This is a genomic window from Micromonospora sp. NPDC049275, assembly GCF_043197115.1.
Lineage (GTDB): Bacteria > Actinomycetota > Actinomycetes > Mycobacteriales > Micromonosporaceae > Micromonospora.
Map to the genome: position 1 here is coordinate 405,351 of NZ_JBICSN010000002.1, position 20,670 is coordinate 426,020.

Genomic DNA, 20,670 nt, shown 5'->3' on the forward strand with positions numbered 1-20,670 from the left:
CGAGGTCAGGAGTTGGTGAGGACGACGAGTCGCTGGGTCGCGCGGGTCATCGCGACGTACCTGTCGACAGCCCCCTGGATCCCCTCGCCGAACGTCTCCGGGTTGACGAGCACTACCAGGTCGAACTCCAGCCCCTTGGACAGCTCCGGGGTCAGCGACCGGACGCGATCCGTCGTCGGTCGGTACGTGGGCTCACCGATGACGCAGGCGATCCCGTCGGCGTGCTCCGCGAGCCAGCCGTCGACGATCGCGTCCAGGTCGTGGACCGATCCGTGGGCCACCGGGATGCCGTTGGCGCGGATCGACGTCGGCACGTTCGCGTCCGGGAGGACGGCCCGGATGACCGGCTCGGCCTGCGCCATGACCTCCTGGGGCGTCCGGTAGTTGATGCTCAACGAGGTCATGGTGACCCGGTCGAGCCCGATGCGCCTCAGCCGTTCCTGCCACGACTCCGTGAACCCGTGCCGGGCCTGGGCGCGGTCCCCGACGATGGTGAAACTGCGCGACGGGCAACGCGACAGCAGCATCTGCCACTGCGCGTCGGTCAGCTCCTGCGCCTCGTCCACGACGATGTGCGCGAACGGGCCGGCCAGCAGATCCGGGTCGGCGCGGGACAGGACTGCCTCGTCGACGAGCGCGTCCTGCAGATCCAGTTGACGCAGGCTCGACAGCACGCCCTCACCGTCGTCGTAGGCGTGCGCCTCGATCAGCTCGTCGACGACGGTGGCCATGCGCGCGCGTTCGGCGGCGATCGTGGCCTCGTGGCGGCGGGCACGCCGGGACGACTCCGGGTCGCCGAGCCGCTGCCGTGCCGCGTCGAGCAGGGGCAGGTCGGACACCGTCCAGGCGCGGGCGTCCGCGCGCCGCAGCCGGCGGATGTCGTCGGGGCCGAGCCAGGGGGCGCACCGGCGCAGATAGGCGGGCACCGACCACAGGTCCGCGACGATCTCCGTCGCGTCGAGCAGCGGCCAGGCGTTGTGGAACGCCGTACGCAGGTCGCGGTTGCGCAGCAGCGACAGGCGTACCAGGTCGTCCGACTCGTCGCCGTCGTACTTCCCGAGCAGGATCGCCAGCAACTCCTCCCAGATCTCGTCCCGCGCCTCGTTGTGCGGGGTGCCGGGTCCGGGCGCCTCGAACGCCTGAGCCCAGTCGTCAGCGCTCAGCCGCAGTTCGGTGTCGCCGGCCGTGACCGTCGTCGCCGTGGTCGGCGGCTCCTCGTAGAACCGCACGGCCGCTTCGATCGCCCGCACCAGGTCGGCGGAGGACTTCAGGCGGGCCACCTCCGGGTCGGTCTCCACGGTCGCCGTGGCACCCTCCGGGACGAGGTCGCGCAGGGTGCAGGTCTGCACGTCCTCCTCGCCGAGGCTGGGCAGGACGTCGGCGACGTACGCCAGGTAGGGCTGGTGCGGCCCGACGAACAGCACCCCGCCGCGGCGCTGGCCGAGGCGCGGGTCGGAATAGAGCAGGTACGCGGTGCGGTGCAGGGCCACGACTGTCTTGCCGGTGCCCGGACCACCGTCGACGACGAGGGCGCCTCGCGATCCGGCCCGGATGATGGCGTCCTGGTCGGCCTGGATGGTGCCGAGCACGTCGCGCATCCGGGCCGACCGGTTGCCGCCGAGGCTGGCGATGAACGCGGACTGGTCGTCGAGCGCCGCGTGCCCCTCGAACCCGTCCGGGGTGAACACCTCGTCCCAGTAGTCGCGGATCCGGCCGAGCGTCCAGCGGTACCGGCGGCGGCTGGCCAGACCCATCGGGTTGGCGTGGGTAGCCCCGAAGAACGGCTCGGCGGCCGGGGACCGCCAGTCGAGCAGCAGCCGACGACCGCCCCCGTCGGTGAGGCCGAAGCGCCCGATGTAGACGGGCTCCGGATCGTCGGCGCTGACGATGCGTCCGAGGCACAGGTCCAGACCGAAGCGACGTAGGGCCCGCAGACGACCGGTCAACCGGCGGACCTCCTCGTCGCGGGCGACCGCCTGGCGCCCCTTGCCGGCGGGTGCCCGGCGCTCGGCGTCGAGGCGGTCGGACAGGTCCGCGATCGACTGCTCCAGGCTCGCCGCGATGACGGCGAAGTGCTGCTCGTCACGGGCGATCAGCGCCGGATCGGCCTTGGCGGCGAGGTTGTCGGGAAGGTCGAACACGGCGTCCGCCGCCGACGACTTGTGCATGTACTGGCTCCCGTTTCCGCAGGTCCTGGCCTTGGACGGGCAATTCTGCGGTACACCTGGGGCCTTGCCGCAAGTCCCCCCATGCGGTATATGTTGGATATGGCGGGAGGTGTGTCGCCCCTCCCGTGCGCCGAGTGTCCCTGCGGCCCGCTGTCCCTACGGCCCGGTGTCCCTGTGGCCCGACGAGTCAGATTTCTCCCACCCGGCGTGCAGCCCATTGCCAGGAATCGGTGCTGAACTGGAGAGGCGTCCGAGGAGAGGGGCTGGGCATGAGCTGGTTCAACAGGCGGTCACGGGGCGCCGAGGCGACCCCGACGAAGCTGGACCGCGAGGCCACCCGGGACGACCTCGCCGCGCTGGAGGCGTTCGTCGCCAGCCGTCGGGGAGTGGAGTTCTACCTGGAACCGGAGACCACCGCGACCGACACCACGGTGGTGGCGATCGCCCACGACGGCGAATGGATCCGCCGCCGCACCGGCACACCCCGCGCCGCGGGCGCCATCGCCCGCAAGCACGCGGTTCCGCTGTACGAGGCGGCCCGCACCGGCTACCCGGAGCGCATGCGCACCTGGAACCGGGCGCACCCGGAGCGTCACGCCCGCTGAGCCTCGGGCGGGGCGCGTCGGGGTCCCGATGACGTGGCTTCGGGGCGGGATCAGTCGGTTTGGACGTACGACCGAGCCTGCTGCAGCGTCATGGGCTCGGCGTGGCTGGAGACGTACCAGCCGTGGTCGTCGTCGAGCAGCCGGCGGATCAGCGCCAGGTCGAGGCCGTCCTCGGGCCGGCGCAGATGTGCCGGTGGCGGGTAGAAGCAGTCGCCCAGCAGCAGGACGCCCGAGTCGGGCACCGACACCACGATCGAGTCCGGCGCGTGCCCGCCGCCGACGTGGCGCAACCGCACCCCGACCGGCAGCTCGTCGGTGTCGGTGAACGTCCGGGCGGGCGGCAGAACGGCGAACCCGTCCCACGAGTCCATGGCGAGCGCCCGGGCCCGGAAGCTCGGGCCGAGGCGTGGATCGGCCCGCACCTGCTCGCGCAGGTAGCGGTGACTCCACGGCCGGGCGGCCTCCGCGCCGAGCAGCGGTACGCCCGAAGCGTGCCCGATGATCTCGACCCCGGGCCAGGCGCAGGCACCCCACACGTGGTCCCAGTGATGGTGGGTGTAGACGAGCCAGCGCGGCTCCGGCAGCCCGGCGGCGGCCAGCGCGGCGCGGATCTCGGCGGCGTGGGCGGGGCTCTGCCCCGCGTCGATCATCACACTGCCGCGCTCGTCGGCGACCACCGCGACACCGGCCTGGACCGCGTCCGGGTCGGGGTCGCCGGGGCACAGCCAGACCCGGCCGGCGAGGTGACGAAACTGCGGGGCGACGATGGCGCTCGACCTCCCGGATCGATAGTGGCCGCTGGATCGGACGTCCCTCGATCCTAGGTGGACCGGTGGCGATCCGCCCTCCCGCCAGGCGACCAGTGCCCGCTTGTCTCCTTCGCTCTGCTTCAGCGGAGGCAACAGTGCCGGCGTCTCTGTGTTGCGTTGGTTGAAGCAGAGCAAAGGGCGCGGACATCGACCCGAAGGCGCCGTCCGAGCGTGTTTTCGAACCCACGCAATCGGCATCTCTCGATCGACGGTGGCCGTTGAGGCGGGAGCCGGGTGGCGTTGACCGGCGGCGCTGCGGTGTGGCAGCATTCGCGGCCTGACGGCAGTGAAGGAAGTCGGTGCGAATCCGACGCGGTCCCGCCACTGTCACCGGGGAGCGATCCCCCCTCGCGAGTCACGGCCGTGTGTCTGCGGTTGGAAGGCCGGGGGAGAGCGTCGATCCGGAAGCCAGGATACTTCGGCCGTCGGGACGTACCCCAGGGCGTGGACACCCGAGGAGGACCCGATGACGCTTGGCGTCTCCATCATCGACGGCGCGTGCCGTTCCCCGCACCGCGGCCGTGTCGTCGCCGCGATCGGCATCGACTCCGTTCACTGCTGAGTTCCGGACCGCGCCGCCCGTCGTCCCCGGCCGTACGCCGGTGAGCGGGCCCGATCGCGGCCTCCGCTGAACCCTGCGCCCATCCGTCGCCAGGCCGCTCCCGCGAGCGTGCCGACGTTACCGTCCGGAGCCTGCCGTGCGCGTTCTGCTGCTCTCCACCGCCGACACCGACCTGCTGGCCGCCCGCGCCAGTGACGCCGACTACCGGCTCGCCAACCCCGCACGGGTCGCCGCCGACGAGGTGCCCGCCCTGCTCGACGGGGTCGACCTCGCCGTCGTACGCCTGCTCGGGGGTCGGCAGGCGTGGCCGGACGGCCTCGCCGCGGTGCTCGCCACCGGCGTGCCGACTGTCGTGCTCGGCGGCGAGGCGGTGCCCGACGCGGAGCTGATGGCCGTCTCCACGGTGCCGTCCGGGGTGGTCACCCAGGCGCTGGCGTACCTGGTGGAGGGTGGGCCGGACAACCTCGGGCACCTGGCCCGGTTCCTCGGCGACACGGTGCTGCTCACCGGCGAGGGGTTCGCCCCGCCCGCGCCCACCCCGGCGTACGGGGTGCACGGCGAGCACCCGACCGACCCGGACCGGCCCACCGTGGGGATCATCTTCTACCGGGCGCACGCCCTCGCCGGCAACACCGCGTTCGTCGACGTGCTGGCCGACGCCGTGCGGGAGGCCGGGGGCAACCCGCTGCCGATCTTCTGTGGCTCGCTGCGCGGCCTGACCACCGGCGCCGGCCCACTCGGGCTGTTCGCCCGCTGTGACGCGCTGCTGGTCACCGTGCTCGCGGCCGGCGGCGCGGTCGCCGCGGACGCCTCCGGGGGCGGCGACGAGGACGCCTGGGACGTCGGCGCGCTAGCCGCCCTGGACGTGCCCGTCATCCAGGCGCTCTGCCTCACCAGCACCCGCGAGCAGTGGGCCGGCAGCGACGCCGGGCTGTCCCCGTTGGACGCGGCCATGCAGGTGGCGATCCCCGAGTTCGACGGCCGGATCGTCACCGTGCCGTTCTCGTTCAAGCGGATCGACGCCGACGGTCTCTCGGTGTACGCCGCCGACGCCGAGCGGGCCGCCCGGGTGGCCGGCATCGCGGTGCGCCACGCCCGGCTGCGGTACGTGCCCAACGCCGACAAGCGGGTCGCCGTCGTCCTCAGCTCGTACCCCACCAAGCACTCCCGGGTGGGCAACGCCGTCGGGCTTGACACCCCGGTCTCGGCGGTCCGGCTGTTCGCCGCGCTCGCCGAGGCGGGTTACGACCTGGGTGACGCGCCGCCACCCGAGGACGGCGACGCGCTGATCCACGCGCTGATCGCCGCCGGTGGTCACGACGTGGAGTGGCTCACCCCGGAGCAGTTGGCCGCCGCCGAGGCCCGGATACCGGGGCAGACGTACCGGCGGTGGTTCGACCAGGTCCCGGCCGAGCTGCGCGAGCGGATGCGGGAGCACTGGGGTGAGCCGCCCGGCGAGCTGTACACCGAGGGCGGCGACATGGTGCTCGCCGGGCTGCGCTTCGGCAACGTGGTGCTGCTGATCCAGCCGCCCCGCGGCTTCGGGGAGAACCCGATCGCCATCTACCACGACCCGGACCTGCCGCCGAGCCACCACTACCTGGCCGCGTACCGCTGGCTGGCCGCGCCGGTCGCGGACGGTGGGTTCGGCGCGGACGCCGTGGTGCACCTGGGCAAACACGGCACCCTGGAGTGGCTGCCCGGCAAGGGGCTCGGCCTGGCCGCCGACTGCGCGCCCGACGCGGTCCTCGCCGACCTGCCGCTCGTCTACCCGTTCATCGTCAACGACCCCGGCGAGGGCACCCAGGCCAAGCGCCGCGCGCACGCCGTGGTCATCGACCACCTGGTACCGCCGATGGCCCGCGCCGAGACCTACGGCGACCTGGCCAAACTGGAGCAACTGCTCGACGAGTACGCGACAGTGCAGGCCCTCGACCCGGCCAAGGTGCCCACCGTGCGGGCGCAGATCTGGGACCTCGTCCGCGCCGCCGAGCTGCACCACGACCTGCACGCCGAGGCGATGCCCGACGCCGACGACTTCGACGACTTCGTGCTGCACCTCGACGGGTACCTGTGCGAGGTCAAGGACGTGCAGATCCGCGACGGGCTGCACATCCTCGCCGACGCGCCGACCGGCGAGCCGCGGGTCAACCTGGTCCTCGCGGTGCTGCGCGCCCCGCAGATCTGGGGCGGCGCCCACGCCCTGCCCGGCCTCCGGCAGGCGCTCGCCGTCGCGTACGGCCTCGACGAGCAGGAGCTGCTCGCGTCGCCCGGTCAGCGGATCGCCCTGCCGGTCGCGCTTACCGACGTGGTGGACGGGCCGGCCGGCACCGCCGCCGACGCGATCGACCTGATCGAGGCCCTCGCGCGACGGCTGGTCACCGGAATGGAGACCCTGGACTGGGACGCCGAGGCCGTCGACGCGGTGGTCGTGGAGGTGACCGGGCAGCAGGTCCCGGACGTCGCCGCCGTGCTGCACTTCGCCGCCACCGAACTGGTGCCCCGGCTGGCGCGCACCACCGACGAGCTGACCAACACCCTCGGCGCGCTCGACGGCCGGTTCGTGCCGCCCGGCCCGTCCGGCTCACCCACCCGGGGCCTGGTAAACGTGCTGCCCACCGGCCGCAACTTCTACTCCGTCGACCCGAAGGCCATCCCGAGTCGCAACGCGTGGGACGTCGGTGTGGCCCTCGCGGACTCGCTGCTGGCCCGGCACCTCGCCGACACCGGCACGTACCCCCGCTCGGTGGGGTTGACCGTGTGGGGCACCAGCGCCATGCGGACCCAGGGCGACGACATCGCCGAGGTGCTCGCGCTGCTGGGCTGCCGCCCGGTCTGGGACGAGCGGTCCCGGCGGGTAACCGGCGTCGAGGTGGTGCCGACCGCAGAGCTGGGCCGCCCGCGCGTCGACGTGACAGTGCGGATCTCCGGCTTCTTCCGTGACGCGTTCCCGCACGTGGTGGCGCTGCTCGACGACGCCGTCCGGCGCGTCGCCGCGCTGGACGAGCCGGACGAGGACAACTACCTGCGGGCGCACGTCGCCGCCGACGTCGCCGAGCACGGCGACGAGCGGCGGGCCACCGCCCGGATCTTCGGCTCCAAGCCCGGGGCGTACGGCGCGGGCCTGCTGCCGCTTATCGACGCCCGGACGTGGCGCAGCGACGCCGACCTGGCCGAGGTGTACGCGGTATGGGGCGGTTACGCGTACGGCCGGGGCCTGGACGGGAGGGAGGCACGCGCCGACATGGAGCGCTCCTTCGCCCGCATCGCGGTGGCCGTGAAGAACCAGGACACCCGCGAGCACGACATCGTCGACTCCGACGACTACTTCCAGTACCACGGTGGGATGGTGGCGATGGTCCGCCACCTCACGGGCACGTCGCCGCAGGCGTACGTGGGTGACTCGGCCATGCCGCACGACGTGCGGACCCGCACGCTGGGTGAGGAGACCCGGCGGGTGTTCCGGGCCCGGGTGGTAAACCCGAAGTGGATCGCCGCGATGCGCCGGCACGGCTACAAGGGCGCGTTCGAGTTGGCGGCCACCGTGGACTACCTGTTCGGCTACGACGCCACCGCCGGGGTGGTGGACGACTGGATGTACGAGCACCTGGCCGCCGCGTACCTGTTCGACGACACGACCCGGGAGTTCCTGGAGCAGTCCAACCCGTGGGCGTTGCGGGGCATCACCGAGCGGCTGTTGGAGGCCGCCGACCGGGGGCTGTGGGCCAAACCGGAGCCGGCCACCCTGGACCGGCTGCGCGACACGTACCTGGCCAGCGAGGGCGACCTGGAGGACCGGGCATGAGCGAGACCGTCACCGCGACCACGACCTATCCGTTCAGCGCGGTGCTCGGCATGGCCGAGATGCGGTTGGCGCTGCTGCTCAACGCGGTGTCCCCGGCGATCGGTGGAGTCCTCGTGCGGGGCGAGAAGGGGACCGCCAAGTCCACGGCCGTGCGGGCGCTCGCCGCGCTGCTGCCCCCGGTACGCCGGGTCGCCGGCTGCCGCTTCGGCTGCGACCCGGCCGAGCCGGACCCGGGCTGCCCGGACGGCCCCCATCCGGCCGACGCCGCCGCCGAGACCCGCCCGGCCCGCCTCGTCGAGCTGCCGGTGGGCGCCGCCGAGGACCGGGTCGTCGGCTCGCTCGACCTGGAGAAGGCCCTCGGCGAGGGCGTACGCGCGTTCGAGCCGGGTCTGCTCGCCGCCGCCCACCGCGGGGTGCTCTACGTCGACGAGGTCAACCTGCTGCACGACCACCTCGTCGACCTGCTGCTCGACGCGGCGGCGATGGGCCGCAGCCACGTCGAGCGCGAGGGCGTCTCGGTCAGCCACGCCGCCCGGTTCCTGCTGGTCGGCACCATGAACCCGGAGGAGGGGGAGCTGCGTCCGCAGTTGCTCGACCGGTTCGGGCTCACCGTCGAGGTCGGCGCCAGCCGGGACCCGGCCGTCCGGGTCGAGGTGGTGCGCCGCCGGCTCGCCGCCGACGCGGACCCGGTCGGTTTCGCCGCCCGTTGGGCCGATGCCGACGCGGAGATCGCCGCCCAGGTGGCCGCCGCCCGCGACCGGCTTCCCGGGGTACGCCTGCCCGACGCCGCCCTGCGCCAGATCGCCGAGGTGTGCGCGGCGTTCGACGTGGACGGCATGCGCGCCGACATCGTCACCGCCCGGACCGCTCTCGCCCACGCCGCCTGGCTGGGCCGGGACCGGGTCACCATCGACGACGTCCGGGTCGCCGCCCGCCTCGCCCTGCCGCACCGCCGACGCCGCGACCCGTTCGACACCCCGGGCCTGGACGAAAAGCGCCTCGACGAGGCGTTGCAACGTGCCCAGGACGCGCACCCCGACGACCCGGACGACGACGGCCCCCAGGACCGTGGCCCGGACGACGGGGGCCCCCAGGGCGGCGGCCCGGCCGGCGATGGCACTCAGGGCGGTGGCCCGGCCGGCGGTGGCGGCCCGAGTGGCGGCGGCCCGAACGGCGGCGGCCCGAACGGCGGCGGCCCGAGTGGCGGCGGCCCCCAGAGCGACGGCAGCGACGGCAGCGGCGACGGAGCCGAGCAGGGTGCACCCGGGTCGGCCGGGCACTCGGCGGCGCGCGACGGCAGCGGCCCGGACTGGCGCACCGACGGCCCCGACGGGTGGCCGCAGCGCCAGCCGGGCGACCGAGGCGATGACGATGGCTGGCCGCAGCTCCAGCAGGGCGACGACGACGGCTGGTCGCGGCCCCAGGCGGGTGAGCGGGGCGACGACGGTCAGAACTCGCGCCCGCGCGGGGGCCGGGAATCGGCGACCGGTGACGACGACCCGACCCGCGGCGGGGAGTCCCAGCCGGCGGCCGTACCCCGCGGTGGGTTGCGGGCCCGGCTGCTCACCGCGCCCGGCGTCGGTGACGGCGTGCCCGGCCGGCGTTCGCGGGCCCGCACCGGTCGGGGGCGCACCACAGGCGCCCGGGTGCCGGCCGGGCGGGTCGCCGCGTTGCACCTGCCGGCCACGATCCGCGCCGCCGCGCCGCACCAGGCGTCGCGGGGACGGCTGGCCGGACCGCTGCGACTGCGCCCGGACGACGTGCGGGAGGCCGTCCGCGAGGGACGCGAGGGCAACCTCGTGCTGTTCGTGGTGGACGCCAGTGGCTCGATGGGCGCCCGGCAGCGGATGACCGCCGTCAAGGACGCGGTCCTCGCCCTGCTCACCGACGCCTACCAGCGGCGGGACAAGGTCGCGGTGATCGCCTTCCGGGGCGCCGGCGCGCGGACGCTGCTGCCGGCGACCTCGTCGGTGCTGGCCGCGTCGGCCCGGCTGGCCGAGCTGCCGACCGGCGGGCGTACGCCGCTGGCCGAGGGGCTGCTCGCCGCCGCGGATCTGCTGCGGGTGGAGCGCCTGCGCGACCCGAAGCGCCGTCCGCTGGTCCTCGTCGTCACCGACGGCCGGGCCACCGCCGGCACCCGTCCACTGGACCGGGCGGCGGCAGCCGCGAAGGTGTTGGCGGCGACGGGCGTCCCGTGCGTGGTCGTCGACTGCGAGTCCGGCCCGGTCCGCCTGCACCTGGCCAGCCGCCTGGCAACTCAACTGCGGGCCCCCCGCCACGAACTGAACGACGTGGCCCGGGCCTCGACCAGCCCCGCCACCTCGCCAGACAGGAGCGTCGCCTGATGCCGCAGGGACAGCCGACTCACGTGCCCGCCGACGGGTTGACGACCCGGCAGCGGCGGCACCGGCCACTGCTGATCGTCCACACCGGACAGATGAAGGGGAAGTCGACGGCGGCCTTCGGGCTGGCGCTGCGGGCCTGGACCGCCGGCCTGCCGATCGGGGTGTTCCAGTTCGTCAAGAGCGCCAAGTGGCGGGTCGGCGAGGAGAACGCCTTCCGGGCGCTCGGCGAGGTCCACGAGCGTACCGGTCAGGGCGCGCCGGTGGCCTGGCACAAGATGGGCGAGGGCTGGTCCTGGATCCAGCGCGGCGGCGAGGCCGACCACGCCGCCGACGCCCTGGAGGGCTGGCGGCAGATCCAACGCGACCTGGCCGCCGAGCGGTACGGGCTGTACGTGCTGGACGAGTTCACCTACCCGATGAAGTGGGGCTGGGTGGACGTCGACGAGGTCGTCGCCACCCTGGCCGACCGGCCCGGCTTCCAGCACGTCGTCATCACCGGGCGCGACGCCGACCCGCGTCTCGTCGCCGCCGCCGACCTGGTGGCCGAGCTGACCAAGGTCAAGCACCCGATGGACGCCGGCCAGAAGGGCCAGAAGGGCATCGAGTGGTGAGCGTGCCCTGGTCGCTGCCCCGGGTGGTCGTCGCCGCGCCGGCCAGCGGCCACGGCAAGACGACTGTCGCCACCGGGCTGCTCGCCGCGCTGCGCCGTCGTGGTCTGACGGTCAGCCCGCACAAGGTCGGCCCGGACTACATCGACCCCGGCTACCACGCCCTCGCCGCCGGACGGCCCGGGCGCAACCTCGACCCGTTCCTGGTCGGGCCCGAGCGGATCGCCGCTCTGCTGCGCCACGGCGCGAGCGTCCCGACGCCCGCCGACATCGCCGTCGTGGAAGGGGTGATGGGCCTGCACGACGGCGCGGTGGGTCGCCGCGACTTCGCCTCCACCGCGCACGTCGCCAGGCTTATCGACGCGCCGGTGGTGCTGGTGCTGGACACCACCGCGCAGGGCCGCTCGGCCGCCGCGCTGACGCTGGGCATGGCCGCCTTCGACCCCGCGGTACGCATCGGCGGGGTGATCCTCAACCGGGTCGGCTCGCCCCGGCACGAGTCGCTGCTGCGCGACGCCCTCGCCGAGGTGGGCGTACCGGTGCTCGGGGCGGTCACCCGCGCCGCCGAGGTCGCCGCGCCGGCCCGGCACCTCGGCCTCGTCCCGGTCGCCGAGCGGGCGCCCGAATCGGTAGCCATCGTCACCGCGCTCGCCGAGCTGGTGGAGGCCACCGTGGACCTCGACGCCGTGCTCGACCTGGCCCGCACGGCCCCGCCGCTGACCACCCCGGCGTGGGACCCGGTCGTCGCCGTCGGCGGGCCGGCCGGCGTCGAGCGGCCAGTGGTCGCGCTCGCCGGTGGTCCGGCGTTCACCTTCTCGTACGCGGAGACCGCCGAACTGCTCACCGCCGCGGGCGCGGACGTCGTCACCGTGGACCCGCTGCGCGACCGGGCCCTGCCCGCCGGCACGCGCGCGGTCGTGATCGGCGGCGGCTTCCCCGAGACGTACGCCGAGGAGCTGGCCGGCAACGGCATGCTCCGGGCCGAGTTGGCCGACTTCGACGGGCCGGTCGTGGCCGAGTGCGCCGGGCTGCTCTACCTCGGGCGGACCCTGGACGGCGTACCGATGTGCGGTCGGCTGGACCTGGCCGCCCGGATGACCGGTCGGCTCACCCTGGGCTACCGAGAGGCGACGGCGGTCACCGACAGCCCGGTGGCACGCGCCGGCGAGGGCGTACGCGGTCACGAGTTCCACCGCACCACCACCGACCCGGGGCACGGCGAGCGGCCGGCGTGGCGCTGGAACGGCACGGACCACGGTTTCGTGGCCGGCCGGGTACACGCGTCCTACCTGCACACCCACTGGGCCGGCCACCCCGCAGCCGCCCGCCGACTGGTCGAGGCGTGCCGATGACCGCCGATGCCACGCTCACCGGGGTCGGTGTCGGCCCGGGTGACCCGGAACTGCTCACCGTCAAGGCCGTGCGGTTGCTGCGCGAGGCCGACGTGATCTTCGTACCCGTGATGGCCGACCGGGGCGAGCCGACCGCGACGGCCGGTGCGACGCCGCCGGGCGCGGAGGCCGGGCGGGCCGAGGCGACCGTCCGGGAGTACGTGCCGGCGGACCGGCTGCGCCGACTGCCGTTCGCCCTCGACGACCGTGGTGGAGTGACCGCCCGCCGGACGGCGGCCTGGGACGACGCCGCCCGGACCGTGGTCGACGCGATCGACGCGGGCGCACGGTCCCTCGCGTTCGCCACCATCGGCGACCCCAACGTCTACTCCACCTTCGGCTATCTGGCGCAGAGCGTCCGCGCGCTGCGCCCCACCGTGCGGGTGGCGACAGTTCCCGGCGTGACAGCCATGCAGGAGCTGGCCGCCCGCAGCGGCACCCCGCTCTGCGAGGGACGCGAACCGCTGACCCTGCTGCCGGCCACCGCCGGTGTGGCGCTGTTCGCCGACGCCCTCGCCGGGCCGGGCACCGTTGTCGCCTACAAGGGCTGGCGGCGGCATCCGGAGCTGCTCGCCGAGCTGCGCCGGCAGGGCCGCCTCGCCGACGCGGTGCTCGGGCGCAGCCTCGGGCTGCCCGGTGAACGGATCGGCCCGGTCGACGACGCCGCGCACGACCTGCCGTACCTGTCGACGCTGCTGGTTCCGGCCCGCCGCGAGCACCGAGGAGGAAAGCTGTGACAAGCAACGGCAAGGTGTGGTTCGTCGGAGCCGGCCCGGGCGCGGCGGACCTGCTGACCCTGCGGGCCGCCCGGGTCATCGCCGCGGCGGACATCGTGATCTGGGCGGCCAGCCTGGTGCACGCCGACGTCCTCGACCACGCCCGCCCCGACGCGGAGATCGTCGACTCGTCCCAGCTACCCATCGAGGGCGTGCTGCCGCTGTACGAGCGCGCCGCCGCGCGGGGGCTCACCGTGGCCCGCATCCACTCCGGCGACCCGGCGCTCTGGGGCGCCGTGCAGGAGCAACTGGACCTGTGCCGGACGCTCGACCTGGCCGTCGAGATCGTGCCCGGGGTGTCCTCGTTCACCGCCGTCGCGGCCCTCGTCGGGCGGGAGCTGACAGTTCCCGAGGTCGCCCAGTCGGTGATCCTCACCCGCCTCGAAGGGGGCAAGACCCCGATGCCGCCCGGCGAGCGGGTCCGCGACTTCGCCCGGCACGGCACCACGATGGCGCTGTTCCTCTCCGCCGCCCGCTCCGGCCAGGTGCAGGCCGAACTGCTGGCCGGCGGCTACCCGGAGGAGACCCCGGCCGTGGTGGCGTACCAGGCGACCTGGCCCGACGAGCTGGTGGTGCGCTGCACGGTGGGCACCCTGGAGGCCACCGTCAAACAGCACAGGCTGTGGAAGCACACCCTGTTCCTGGTCGGGCCGGCCCTCGCCGCCGAGGGCACCCGCTCGCACCTGTACCACCCCGGGCACTTCCACACCTTCCGCCGGGCCGAGCCGGCCGCCCGCGCCGAGCTGCGCCGCCAGACCGGCGGTCGCGCCGGAGGAACAGGCACACAGTGACGTACGCCGAGCCGCCCCTGCGCGAGCCGGACCTGCCGCGTACGGCGAAGGTCCGGCCCACCGCCCTGCGGACGGGGTGGACCACCGGCGCCTGCGCGACGGCGGCGGCGAAGGCGGCGGTCACCGCCCTGGTCACCGGGGAGATCCAGCCGGACGTGGAGATCGGCCTGCCCGCCGGTCGGCGGGTGCGCTTCGGAGTGGAACGCTGCGAGGTGACCGGCACGCCACCAGTGCGCGCCGAGGCGGTCGTCGTCAAGGACGCCGGCGACGACCCGGACGTCACCCACGGCGCCGAGCTGACCGCCACCGTGGACTGGACCGATGTCCCCGGGCTGCGGCTGGCCGGCGGTCCCGGCGTCGGCACCGTCACCAAACCGGGCCTCGGGCTCGCGGTCGGTGGCCCGGCCATCAACGACACACCGCGCCGAATGATCGGCGAGGCGGTGGCCGAGGTCGTCGACCTCACCGAGGTCGGTGTCCGCGTGGTCATCAGCGTGCCCCGGGGCGAGATCATGGCCCGCAAGACCACGAACCGGCGACTCGGCATCCTGGGTGGCATCTCGATCCTCGGCACCACAGGCATCGTACGGCCCTTCTCCACCGCGTCCTGGCGGGCCAGCGTCGTGCAGGCCGTGCACGTGATGGCCGCCCAGGGCGAGCGGACCGTGGTGCTGTGCACCGGCGGGCGTACCGAGCGGGCCGCCCGCGCGCTGCTGCCCGACCTGCCCGAGGTCTGCTTCGTCGAGGTCGGGGACTTCACCGGGGCCGCCGTGACCGCCGCGGTGGACGACGCGATGACAGGTGTGGTCTTCGTCGGCATGGCCGGCAAGCTCGCCAAACTTGCCGCCGGGATCCTGATGACCCACTACACCCGCTCGAAGGTGGACCTGTCCCTGCTCGGCGCGGTGACGGCCGACGCCGGTGGCGATCCGGCGCTTGTCGCCGCCGTGACCGAGGCGAACACCGGTCGGCACGCGTACGAGCTGTGGGAGGCCGCCGGGCTGCTCGGCCCGGCCGGGGACCTGCTCTGCCAGCGGGTCGGCCAGGTGCTGCGGCGCTTCGCCGGGCCGACTGTCACAGTGGACGTGGCGATGGTCGACTTCGCCGGGGCACACGTGGTCGCCTCGTCGGGCCGGTGGCCCCGATGAGCCGGACGTTCGCGAACCCGCTGGTGACAGTGGTCGGCCTGGACGCCGCGGGTGCGCCGCCGCATCCCGCTCTCGCGCCCGCGCTGGCCGGGGCCGGGCTGGTCGTCGGGGCGGCCCGGCACCTGGCCGCCGTTGCCGTGCCGGCCGGCGTGGACACCGTCGTCCTCGGGCCGCTCGCCCCGGCCGTCAACCGGCTGAGCGTCGCCGTCGCCGCCGGAGTGCCGGCCGTGGTGCTGGCCAGCGGCGATCCCGGCCTGTTCGGCATCGTCCGTCGGCTGCGTGCCGCCGGGCTGCCGCTGCGGGTGGTGCCTGCGGTGTCCAGCGTGGCCGCCGCGTTCGCCCGTGCCGGACTGCCCTGGGACGGGGCCGCCGTGGTCACCGCGCACGGCCGCGACCCGCGCGCGGCCCTGAACGCCTGCCGGGCGCTGCCACTTGTCGCGGTGCTCACCGCGCCGGGCGCCGGCGCCGTCGAGCTGGGCGCAGGGCTGGTCGGCTGGCCCCGCCGCCTGCTGGTCGCCGAGCACCTGGGCACCGACGCGGAACGGGTCCGCGCGGTGACCCCCGCGCAGGCCGCCACCGAGACCTGGTCCGACCCGCACGTCCTGCTCAGCCTCGCCGACGCCGACGCCGACGCCGACGCCGACGCCGACGCCGACGCCGACGCCGATGCCGATCCCGCGCCCGCCGATCCCGCGCCCGCTGACTTCGCGTCCGGTTATGCCGCGCCCGGTTATGCCGCGCCCGGTCGGGTCGCACCCGGTGGGATGCGCTCCGACAACCAGCCCGCCGCCGCGCCGGCCGGCGGCTGGGCGCTGCCGGAGGGCCGGTACGCCCACCGCGACTCCATGATCACCAAGTCGGAGGTGCGTGCCCTCGTCGTCGCCCGGCTTCGGCCCCGCCTGGGCCGGCTGATCTGGGACGTCGGCGCGGGCAGCGGCTCGGTCGGCATCGAGTGCGCGCTGCTCGGCGCGGCAGTGCTCGCCGTCGAGCAGGACGCCGCCAGTGCCGCGACGATCCGGGCCAACGCGGCGGCGCACGCCGTCACCGTCCGGCTCGTCGTCGGGCGGGCTCCGGCGGCCCTCGCTGGGCTGCCCGAACCGGACGCGGTCTTCGTCGGCGGTGGCGGCGTCGACATCCTTCCCGCCGTGGTGGCCCGCCGACCCGAGCGGGTGGTGCTCACCCTGGCCGCGCTGGACCGCGTCGCGCCAGCCGTGAACCTGCTACGGGCCGCCGGCTACACAGTCGAGGGCAGCCAGCTCTCCGCCGCCCGCCTCGCCGACCTGCCCGGCGGGTCGATCCGCCTCGCGGCCACCAACCCGGTGGTCGTCCTCACCGGGGAGCGCCCGTGACCGACCAGAACCCGCCCGCCCGGATCGGCCTGGTGGCCGCCACCGCCGCCGGCCGTCGGCACGCCGACACCCTGACCGCCGCCTGGCCGCACGCCCGGCTGGTCGAGGGGGACACCGTCGTCGACGCGCTGCGGGCCGCCTGGGCGCGGTACGACGCCGTGGTGGCGTTCCTGGCCACCGGCGCGGTGGTGCGTATCGTCGCGCCGCTGCTCGGTGACAAGCGCACCGACCCGGCCGTGGTGGTCGTCGACGAGGCGGCCCGACACGCGGTGGCGCTGCTCGGCGGTCATGCCGGCGGCGGCAACGACCTCGCCGAGGCCGTCGGCGCCCTGCTGGACGCCCGACCGGTGATCACCACCGCCACCGACGCGGTCGGGCTGCCCGGCCTGGACACCCTCGGCTGGCCCGTGCAGGGCGCGGTAGCCGCCGTGTCCCGGGCCATCCTGGACGGCGAACCGGTCGAGCTGATCGCCGACGCCGCCTGGCCGCTGCCCGCCCTGCCCCCGAACGTCCACGCCGCCGCCGACAACAAGTCCGCCGCCGCCGACAACGGGGCCGCCGCCGACAACGCCGCCGCCGCCGACAACGCCGCCGCCGACAACGCCGCCGCCGCCGGCAGCGGGGCCGCCGGATATCGGCTGCTGGTCACCGATCGGGTGGTGCCCCTCGACGGGCGGACCGCGGTGCTGCGGCCGCCGTCGCTGGTCGCCGGCGTCGGCGCGAGTCGGGGCGTACCCGCCGACGAGGTGACCGAGCTGCTGCACCGGGTGCTGGCCGAGGCCGGCCTCGACCCGGCGAGCCTGCGCTGCCTGGCCAGCGCCGACGTCAAGGCCGACGAGGTGGGCATCCGCAGCACCGCCGACGGGCTCGGCGTACCCCTGGTGGCCTGGCCGGCGACGCGCCTGGCGGCGGTCGACGTGCCGCATCCCAGCGAGGTGGTCCGCGCGGCGGTCGGCACGCCGAGCGTCGCGGAGGCCGCGGCGCTGCTCGGTGAGGACGGCCGGGCCGACGACGCGACGCTGCTGGTTCCGAAGACCGCGACGGCGATGGCGACAGTGGCCGTGGCCCGGCACGCGCCACGCGGCCGGCTGGCCGTCGTCGGCCTCGGGCCGGGCGCCGCCGATCTGCGGACCCCCCGCGCGGTGGCGGAGCTGCGTCGCGCGGCGGTGGTGGTCGGCCTCGACCAGTACCTCGACCAGGTCCGCGACGTGCTGCGGCCCGGCACCCGGGTGCTGTCCAGCGGATTGGGCGCGGAGGAGGCCCGGGCCCGCGCGGCCGTCGCGGAGGCCGCCGCCGGCCGGGCGGTCGCGCTTGTCGGGTCCGGCGACGCCGGGGTGTACGCGATGGCGAGCCCCGCCCTGGAGTACGCCGACGAGCGCATCGACGTGGTCGGTGTACCCGGGGTGACCGCCGCGCTCGCCGCCGGGGCGCTGCTCGGCGCGCCGCTCGGCCACGACCACGCCTACGTGAGCCTGTCCGACCTGCACACCCCGTGGGAGGTCATCGAGCGGCGGGTGACAGCCGCCGCCGAGGGTGACTTCGTGACGCTGTTCTACAACCCGCGCAGCCGGGCGCGCGACTGGCAGCTCGGCAAGGCGCTCGGCATCCTCGCCGGGCACCGGCCCCCGGACACCCCGGTCGGCGTGGTGCGCAACGCCAGCCGGTCCGGCGAACGGGTGCACCTGGCGACCCTCGCCACCCTGGACCCGGCGGTCGTCGACATGTACAGCGTCGTGGTCGTCGGTAGCAGCGACACCCGGCTGGTCGCCGGCCGGATGGTCACACCCAGGGGGTACCGGTGGCGCTCGTGACCATCGACGCCTGCCAGGGCTGCGGGGCCTGCCTGCTCACCTGCCCCACGCACGCGATCCGGCCGGTGGCCGGCGGACTGACGGTCCGCGCCGACCGCTGCACCGGCTGCCTGGAGTGCGTGGAGATCTGCCCGGTCGACGCGATCCGCGTGCTCGACCCTCAGGAAGGAGCCCGATGAGCCGGGTGGTGCATCCCATCGAGGTGGAGTCGTACCGCATCCTGCGCGAGCGGGTCGACCTGTCGCACCTGCCGCCGCTGGCCCGCGCGGTGACCGAGCGGGTGGTGCACGCCAGCGCCGACCTCGCGTACGTCGACGACCTGGTCTGCGACGAGGCCGCGCTGGAGTCGGGGCTGGCCGCGCTGCGCGCCGGGGCCCCGGTGGTCACCGACGTGGCGATGGTCGCCGCCGGCGTCACCCGGGCCGGCCTGGAGGTGGTCTGCCCGGTCGCCGAACCGGCCGCCGCCGAGCTGGGCCGCACGGCCGGCATCACCCGCTCGGCGGCCGCCGTGCGGATCGCGCTGGACCGGGTCGGCCCCGGCGCGGTGTGGGTGGTCGGTTGCGCGCCGACCGCGCTCGTCGAACTACTCACCCTGGACGCCACGCCCGCACTTGTCGTCGGCCTGCCGGTCGGCTTCGTGGGAGCCGCCGAGTCGAAGGCGGCGCTGCGGGCCAGCGGCCTGCCCGCCGTGTCCAACGTGGGGGAGAAGGGTGGCTCGGCGGTCGCCGCCGCCGCCCTCAACGCCCTGCTCTACACCGAGGAGAAGTCATGACCGCTCTGGTCATCGTCGGGCACGGCACGCGCAGCGCGGCCGGTGTCGACCAGTTCGCCGCGCTCGTCGAGCGGGTCCGCCGTCGCGGTGACATCGGCGACGTCGAGGGCGGCTTCATCGAGCTGTCCCGTCCACCGCTGACCGACGCCGTCGGCGCGCTCGTCGCGCGCGGGCACCGGGCGCTCGTGGCGTTGCCGCTGGTGCTCACCGCCGCCGGGCACGGCAAGGGCGACATCCCCGCCGCGATGGGCCGGGAGCAGCAGCGCCACCCCGGGCTGACCTACCGCTACGGTCGTCCGCTCGGCCCACACCCGCTGCTGCACGAGGCCCTCGCGGAGCGCATCGACGCGGCGCTGGCCGACACCGCACCGGCCGACACCGCACCGGCCGACACCGCACCGGCCGACACCGCACCGGCCGACACTTCGCCGCTCGACGCTTCGCCGGCCGACGCTTTTCCCGCTGGCGTCGACCGGGCCGGCACCTGGGTCGCGTTGATCGGGCGCGGGTCGACCGACCCGGACGCCAACGCCGAGGTGGCCAAGGTCGCCCGGCTGCTCTGGGAGGGACGCGGCTACGCGGGCGTCGAGCCGGGGTTCATCTCGCTGGCGTCTCCGTCGGTACCGGAGGTGCTGGACCGGTTGCGTCGCCTCGGCGCGCGGCGGATCGTCGTGGCGCCGTACTTCCTGTTCGCCGGGGTGCTGCCCGACCGGATCGTCGCCCAGTCGGCGGAGTTCGCCGCCGCCCACCCCGACCTGGACGTCCGGGTCGCCGAGGTGATCGGCGACTGCGACGCCCTCGCCGAACTGGTGCTCGAACGCCACGCCGAGGCGCTGGGCGGGGACATCCGGATGAACTGCGACACCTGCGCGTACCGGGTGCTGATGCCCGGCTTCGCCGACAAGGTGGGCCGTCCGCAGCGCCCGCACGACCACCCCGACGACCCGGTCGGCCACCACCATCACCACGGACACGACCATCACCACGACCACGGTTCGGTCGCCGTGGTCGGCGGCGGGCCCGGGCCCGACGACCTGATCACGGTACGCGGAAAGGCCCTGCTCGACGCCGCAGACGTCGTCGTGGTCGACCGGTTGGCTCCGCAGGGGCTGCTCGCCGGACTACGTCCCGACGTGCTTGTCATCGACGCCGCCAAGGTGCCCCGTGGCCCGTCGATGGCCCAGGACGCGATAAACGCGGCCCTGGTGTCGCACGCCCGCGCCGGCCGCCGGGTGGTCCGGCTCAAGGGTGGCGACCCGTACGTCTTCGGACGCGGCCACGAGGAGGTGCAGGCCTGCGTGGCGGCCGGCGTACCGGTGGCAGTGGTCCCCGGGGTGAGCAGCGCCCTCGCCGCGCCGGCCCTCGCCGGTGTGCCTGTCACACACCGGGGCGTGGCGCACGACGTCACAGTGGTCTCCGGGCACCTGCCGCCCGGGCACCCCGACTCGCTCGTCGACTGGGCGGCGCTGGCCCGCGCCCGGGGCACCGTCGTGCTGCTGATGGCCGTCGACACCATCGCCAAGATCGCGGCGGTGCTGGTCGAGCACGGTCGTGCCCCGGAGACTCCGGTACTGGCGGTGCAGGACGCCGGGTTGCCCGGCCAGCGGTCGGTGCCGGCCCGGCTGGACGAGATCGGAACGGTCGCCGCCCGGGAGGGCGTCGGCCCGCCCGCCGTCTTCGTGCTCGGCCCGGTGGTCGCCCTCACCACCACCGGGCCGAGCACCTGACGA

The 20,670-nt window shown here is 75.1% G+C and carries 15 protein-coding genes and 1 riboswitch; of the genes, 13 read left to right on the forward strand and 2 right to left on the reverse strand.

The window, feature by feature from the left end; genetic code table 11:
* Window positions 1-5: 5 nt before the first annotated feature.
* The gene (gene helR / locus ACGFIE_RS07285; protein WP_393292011.1) at window positions 6-2,168 is read right to left on the reverse strand and encodes an RNA polymerase recycling motor ATPase HelR; all 2,163 of its coding nucleotides are present in this window, start codon (window positions 2,166-2,168) and stop codon (window positions 6-8) included.
* Window positions 2,169-2,437: 269 nt separating this feature from the next.
* Here helR and ACGFIE_RS07290 point away from each other — a divergent pair, with 269 nt between their 5' ends.
* Window positions 2,438-2,773, forward strand: a complete 336-nt coding sequence (locus ACGFIE_RS07290; protein WP_363681488.1) for a hypothetical protein — start codon at window positions 2,438-2,440, stop codon at window positions 2,771-2,773.
* A gap of 50 nt (window positions 2,774-2,823) precedes the next feature.
* Here the strand turns inward: ACGFIE_RS07290 and ACGFIE_RS07295 are convergent, their stop codons facing one another.
* Window positions 2,824-3,675: an MBL fold metallo-hydrolase gene (locus ACGFIE_RS07295; RefSeq protein ID WP_393292013.1), complete on the reverse strand. Its 852-nt coding sequence runs from the start codon at window positions 3,673-3,675 to the stop codon at window positions 2,824-2,826.
* A gap of 196 nt (window positions 3,676-3,871) precedes the next feature.
* Window positions 3,872-4,001, forward strand: a riboswitch (cobalamin riboswitch).
* A 279-nt stretch (window positions 4,002-4,280) separates the two neighbouring features.
* Between ACGFIE_RS07295 and cobN the strand changes: the two genes are divergently transcribed.
* The 12 genes from cobN to cobA are packed head-to-tail and all read left to right on the forward strand — an operon-like array spanning window position 4,281 to window position 20,667.
* Window positions 4,281-7,949, forward strand: coding sequence for a cobaltochelatase subunit CobN (gene cobN / locus ACGFIE_RS07300; RefSeq protein ID WP_393292015.1), 3,669 nt, complete (start codon window positions 4,281-4,283; stop codon window positions 7,947-7,949).
* Window positions 7,946-10,294, forward strand: coding sequence for a VWA domain-containing protein (locus tag ACGFIE_RS07305; RefSeq protein ID WP_393292017.1), 2,349 nt, complete (start codon window positions 7,946-7,948; stop codon window positions 10,292-10,294). Before cobN ends, ACGFIE_RS07305 begins: the two co-directional genes overlap by 4 nt.
* Window positions 10,294-10,905 carry a cob(I)yrinic acid a,c-diamide adenosyltransferase gene (cobO, locus tag ACGFIE_RS07310; protein WP_393292019.1) on the forward strand — a complete coding sequence of 204 codons (612 nt, stop codon included), beginning with the start codon at window positions 10,294-10,296 and terminating at the stop codon, window positions 10,903-10,905. Before ACGFIE_RS07305 ends, cobO begins: the two co-directional genes overlap by 1 nt.
* Entirely contained in the window at window positions 10,899-12,254 is a 1,356-nt protein-coding gene (locus tag ACGFIE_RS07315; protein ID WP_393292021.1) for a cobyrinate a,c-diamide synthase, read from the forward strand. The genes cobO and ACGFIE_RS07315 overlap by 7 nt, the downstream gene beginning before the upstream one ends.
* The gene (gene cobI / locus ACGFIE_RS07320) at window positions 12,251-13,030 is read left to right on the forward strand and encodes a precorrin-2 C(20)-methyltransferase (RefSeq protein WP_393292023.1); all 780 of its coding nucleotides are present in this window, start codon (window positions 12,251-12,253) and stop codon (window positions 13,028-13,030) included. Before ACGFIE_RS07315 ends, cobI begins: the two co-directional genes overlap by 4 nt.
* Entirely contained in the window at window positions 13,027-13,860 is an 834-nt protein-coding gene (gene cobM / locus ACGFIE_RS07325) for a precorrin-4 C(11)-methyltransferase (RefSeq protein ID WP_393292025.1), read from the forward strand. Before cobI ends, cobM begins: the two co-directional genes overlap by 4 nt.
* Complete coding sequence (locus ACGFIE_RS07330) at window positions 13,857-15,008, forward strand: cobalt-precorrin-5B (C(1))-methyltransferase (RefSeq protein WP_393292027.1); 1,152 nt, start codon at window positions 13,857-13,859, stop codon at window positions 15,006-15,008. The genes cobM and ACGFIE_RS07330 overlap by 4 nt, the downstream gene beginning before the upstream one ends.
* Window positions 15,005-16,357: a precorrin-6y C5,15-methyltransferase (decarboxylating) subunit CbiE gene (cbiE, locus tag ACGFIE_RS07335; protein ID WP_393292030.1), complete on the forward strand. Its 1,353-nt coding sequence runs from the start codon at window positions 15,005-15,007 to the stop codon at window positions 16,355-16,357. The genes ACGFIE_RS07330 and cbiE overlap by 4 nt, the downstream gene beginning before the upstream one ends.
* Window positions 16,354-18,168 (forward strand): precorrin-3B C(17)-methyltransferase, encoded by a 1,815-nt coding sequence (gene cobJ, locus ACGFIE_RS07340; RefSeq protein ID WP_393292032.1) that lies wholly within the window; start codon window positions 16,354-16,356, stop codon window positions 18,166-18,168. The genes cbiE and cobJ overlap by 4 nt, the downstream gene beginning before the upstream one ends.
* Window positions 18,156-18,347: a DUF362 domain-containing protein gene (locus tag ACGFIE_RS07345; protein ID WP_393292034.1), complete on the forward strand. Its 192-nt coding sequence runs from the start codon at window positions 18,156-18,158 to the stop codon at window positions 18,345-18,347. The genes cobJ and ACGFIE_RS07345 overlap by 13 nt, the downstream gene beginning before the upstream one ends.
* Window positions 18,344-18,940 carry a precorrin-8X methylmutase gene (locus tag ACGFIE_RS07350; RefSeq protein WP_393292036.1) on the forward strand — a complete coding sequence of 199 codons (597 nt, stop codon included), beginning with the start codon at window positions 18,344-18,346 and terminating at the stop codon, window positions 18,938-18,940. The genes ACGFIE_RS07345 and ACGFIE_RS07350 overlap by 4 nt, the downstream gene beginning before the upstream one ends.
* A complete protein-coding gene (gene cobA, locus ACGFIE_RS07355; RefSeq protein ID WP_393292038.1) occupies window positions 18,937-20,667 on the forward strand; it encodes a uroporphyrinogen-III C-methyltransferase in 1,731 nt (576 codons plus the stop codon). The genes ACGFIE_RS07350 and cobA overlap by 4 nt, the downstream gene beginning before the upstream one ends.
* Window positions 20,668-20,670 lie beyond the last annotated feature (3 nt).

Coding starts and splice junctions, on each gene's coding strand:
- cobO (WP_393292019.1), top strand. CDS start 10,294: ATGCCGCAGGGACAGCCGACTCACGTGCCCGCCGACGGGTTGACGACC.
- ACGFIE_RS07350 (WP_393292036.1), top strand. CDS start 18,344: ATGAGCCGGGTGGTGCATCCCATCGAGGTGGAGTCGTACCGCATCCTG.
- cobA (WP_393292038.1), top strand. CDS start 18,937: ATGACCGCTCTGGTCATCGTCGGGCACGGCACGCGCAGCGCGGCCGGT.
- ACGFIE_RS07290 (WP_363681488.1), top strand. CDS start 2,438: ATGAGCTGGTTCAACAGGCGGTCACGGGGCGCCGAGGCGACCCCGACG.
- ACGFIE_RS07305 (WP_393292017.1), top strand. CDS start 7,946: ATGAGCGAGACCGTCACCGCGACCACGACCTATCCGTTCAGCGCGGTG.
- helR (WP_393292011.1), bottom strand. CDS start 2,168: ATGCACAAGTCGTCGGCGGCGGACGCCGTGTTCGACCTTCCCGACAAC.
- cbiE (WP_393292030.1), top strand. CDS start 15,005: ATGAGCCGGACGTTCGCGAACCCGCTGGTGACAGTGGTCGGCCTGGAC.
- cobI (WP_393292023.1), top strand. CDS start 12,251: ATGACCGCCGATGCCACGCTCACCGGGGTCGGTGTCGGCCCGGGTGAC.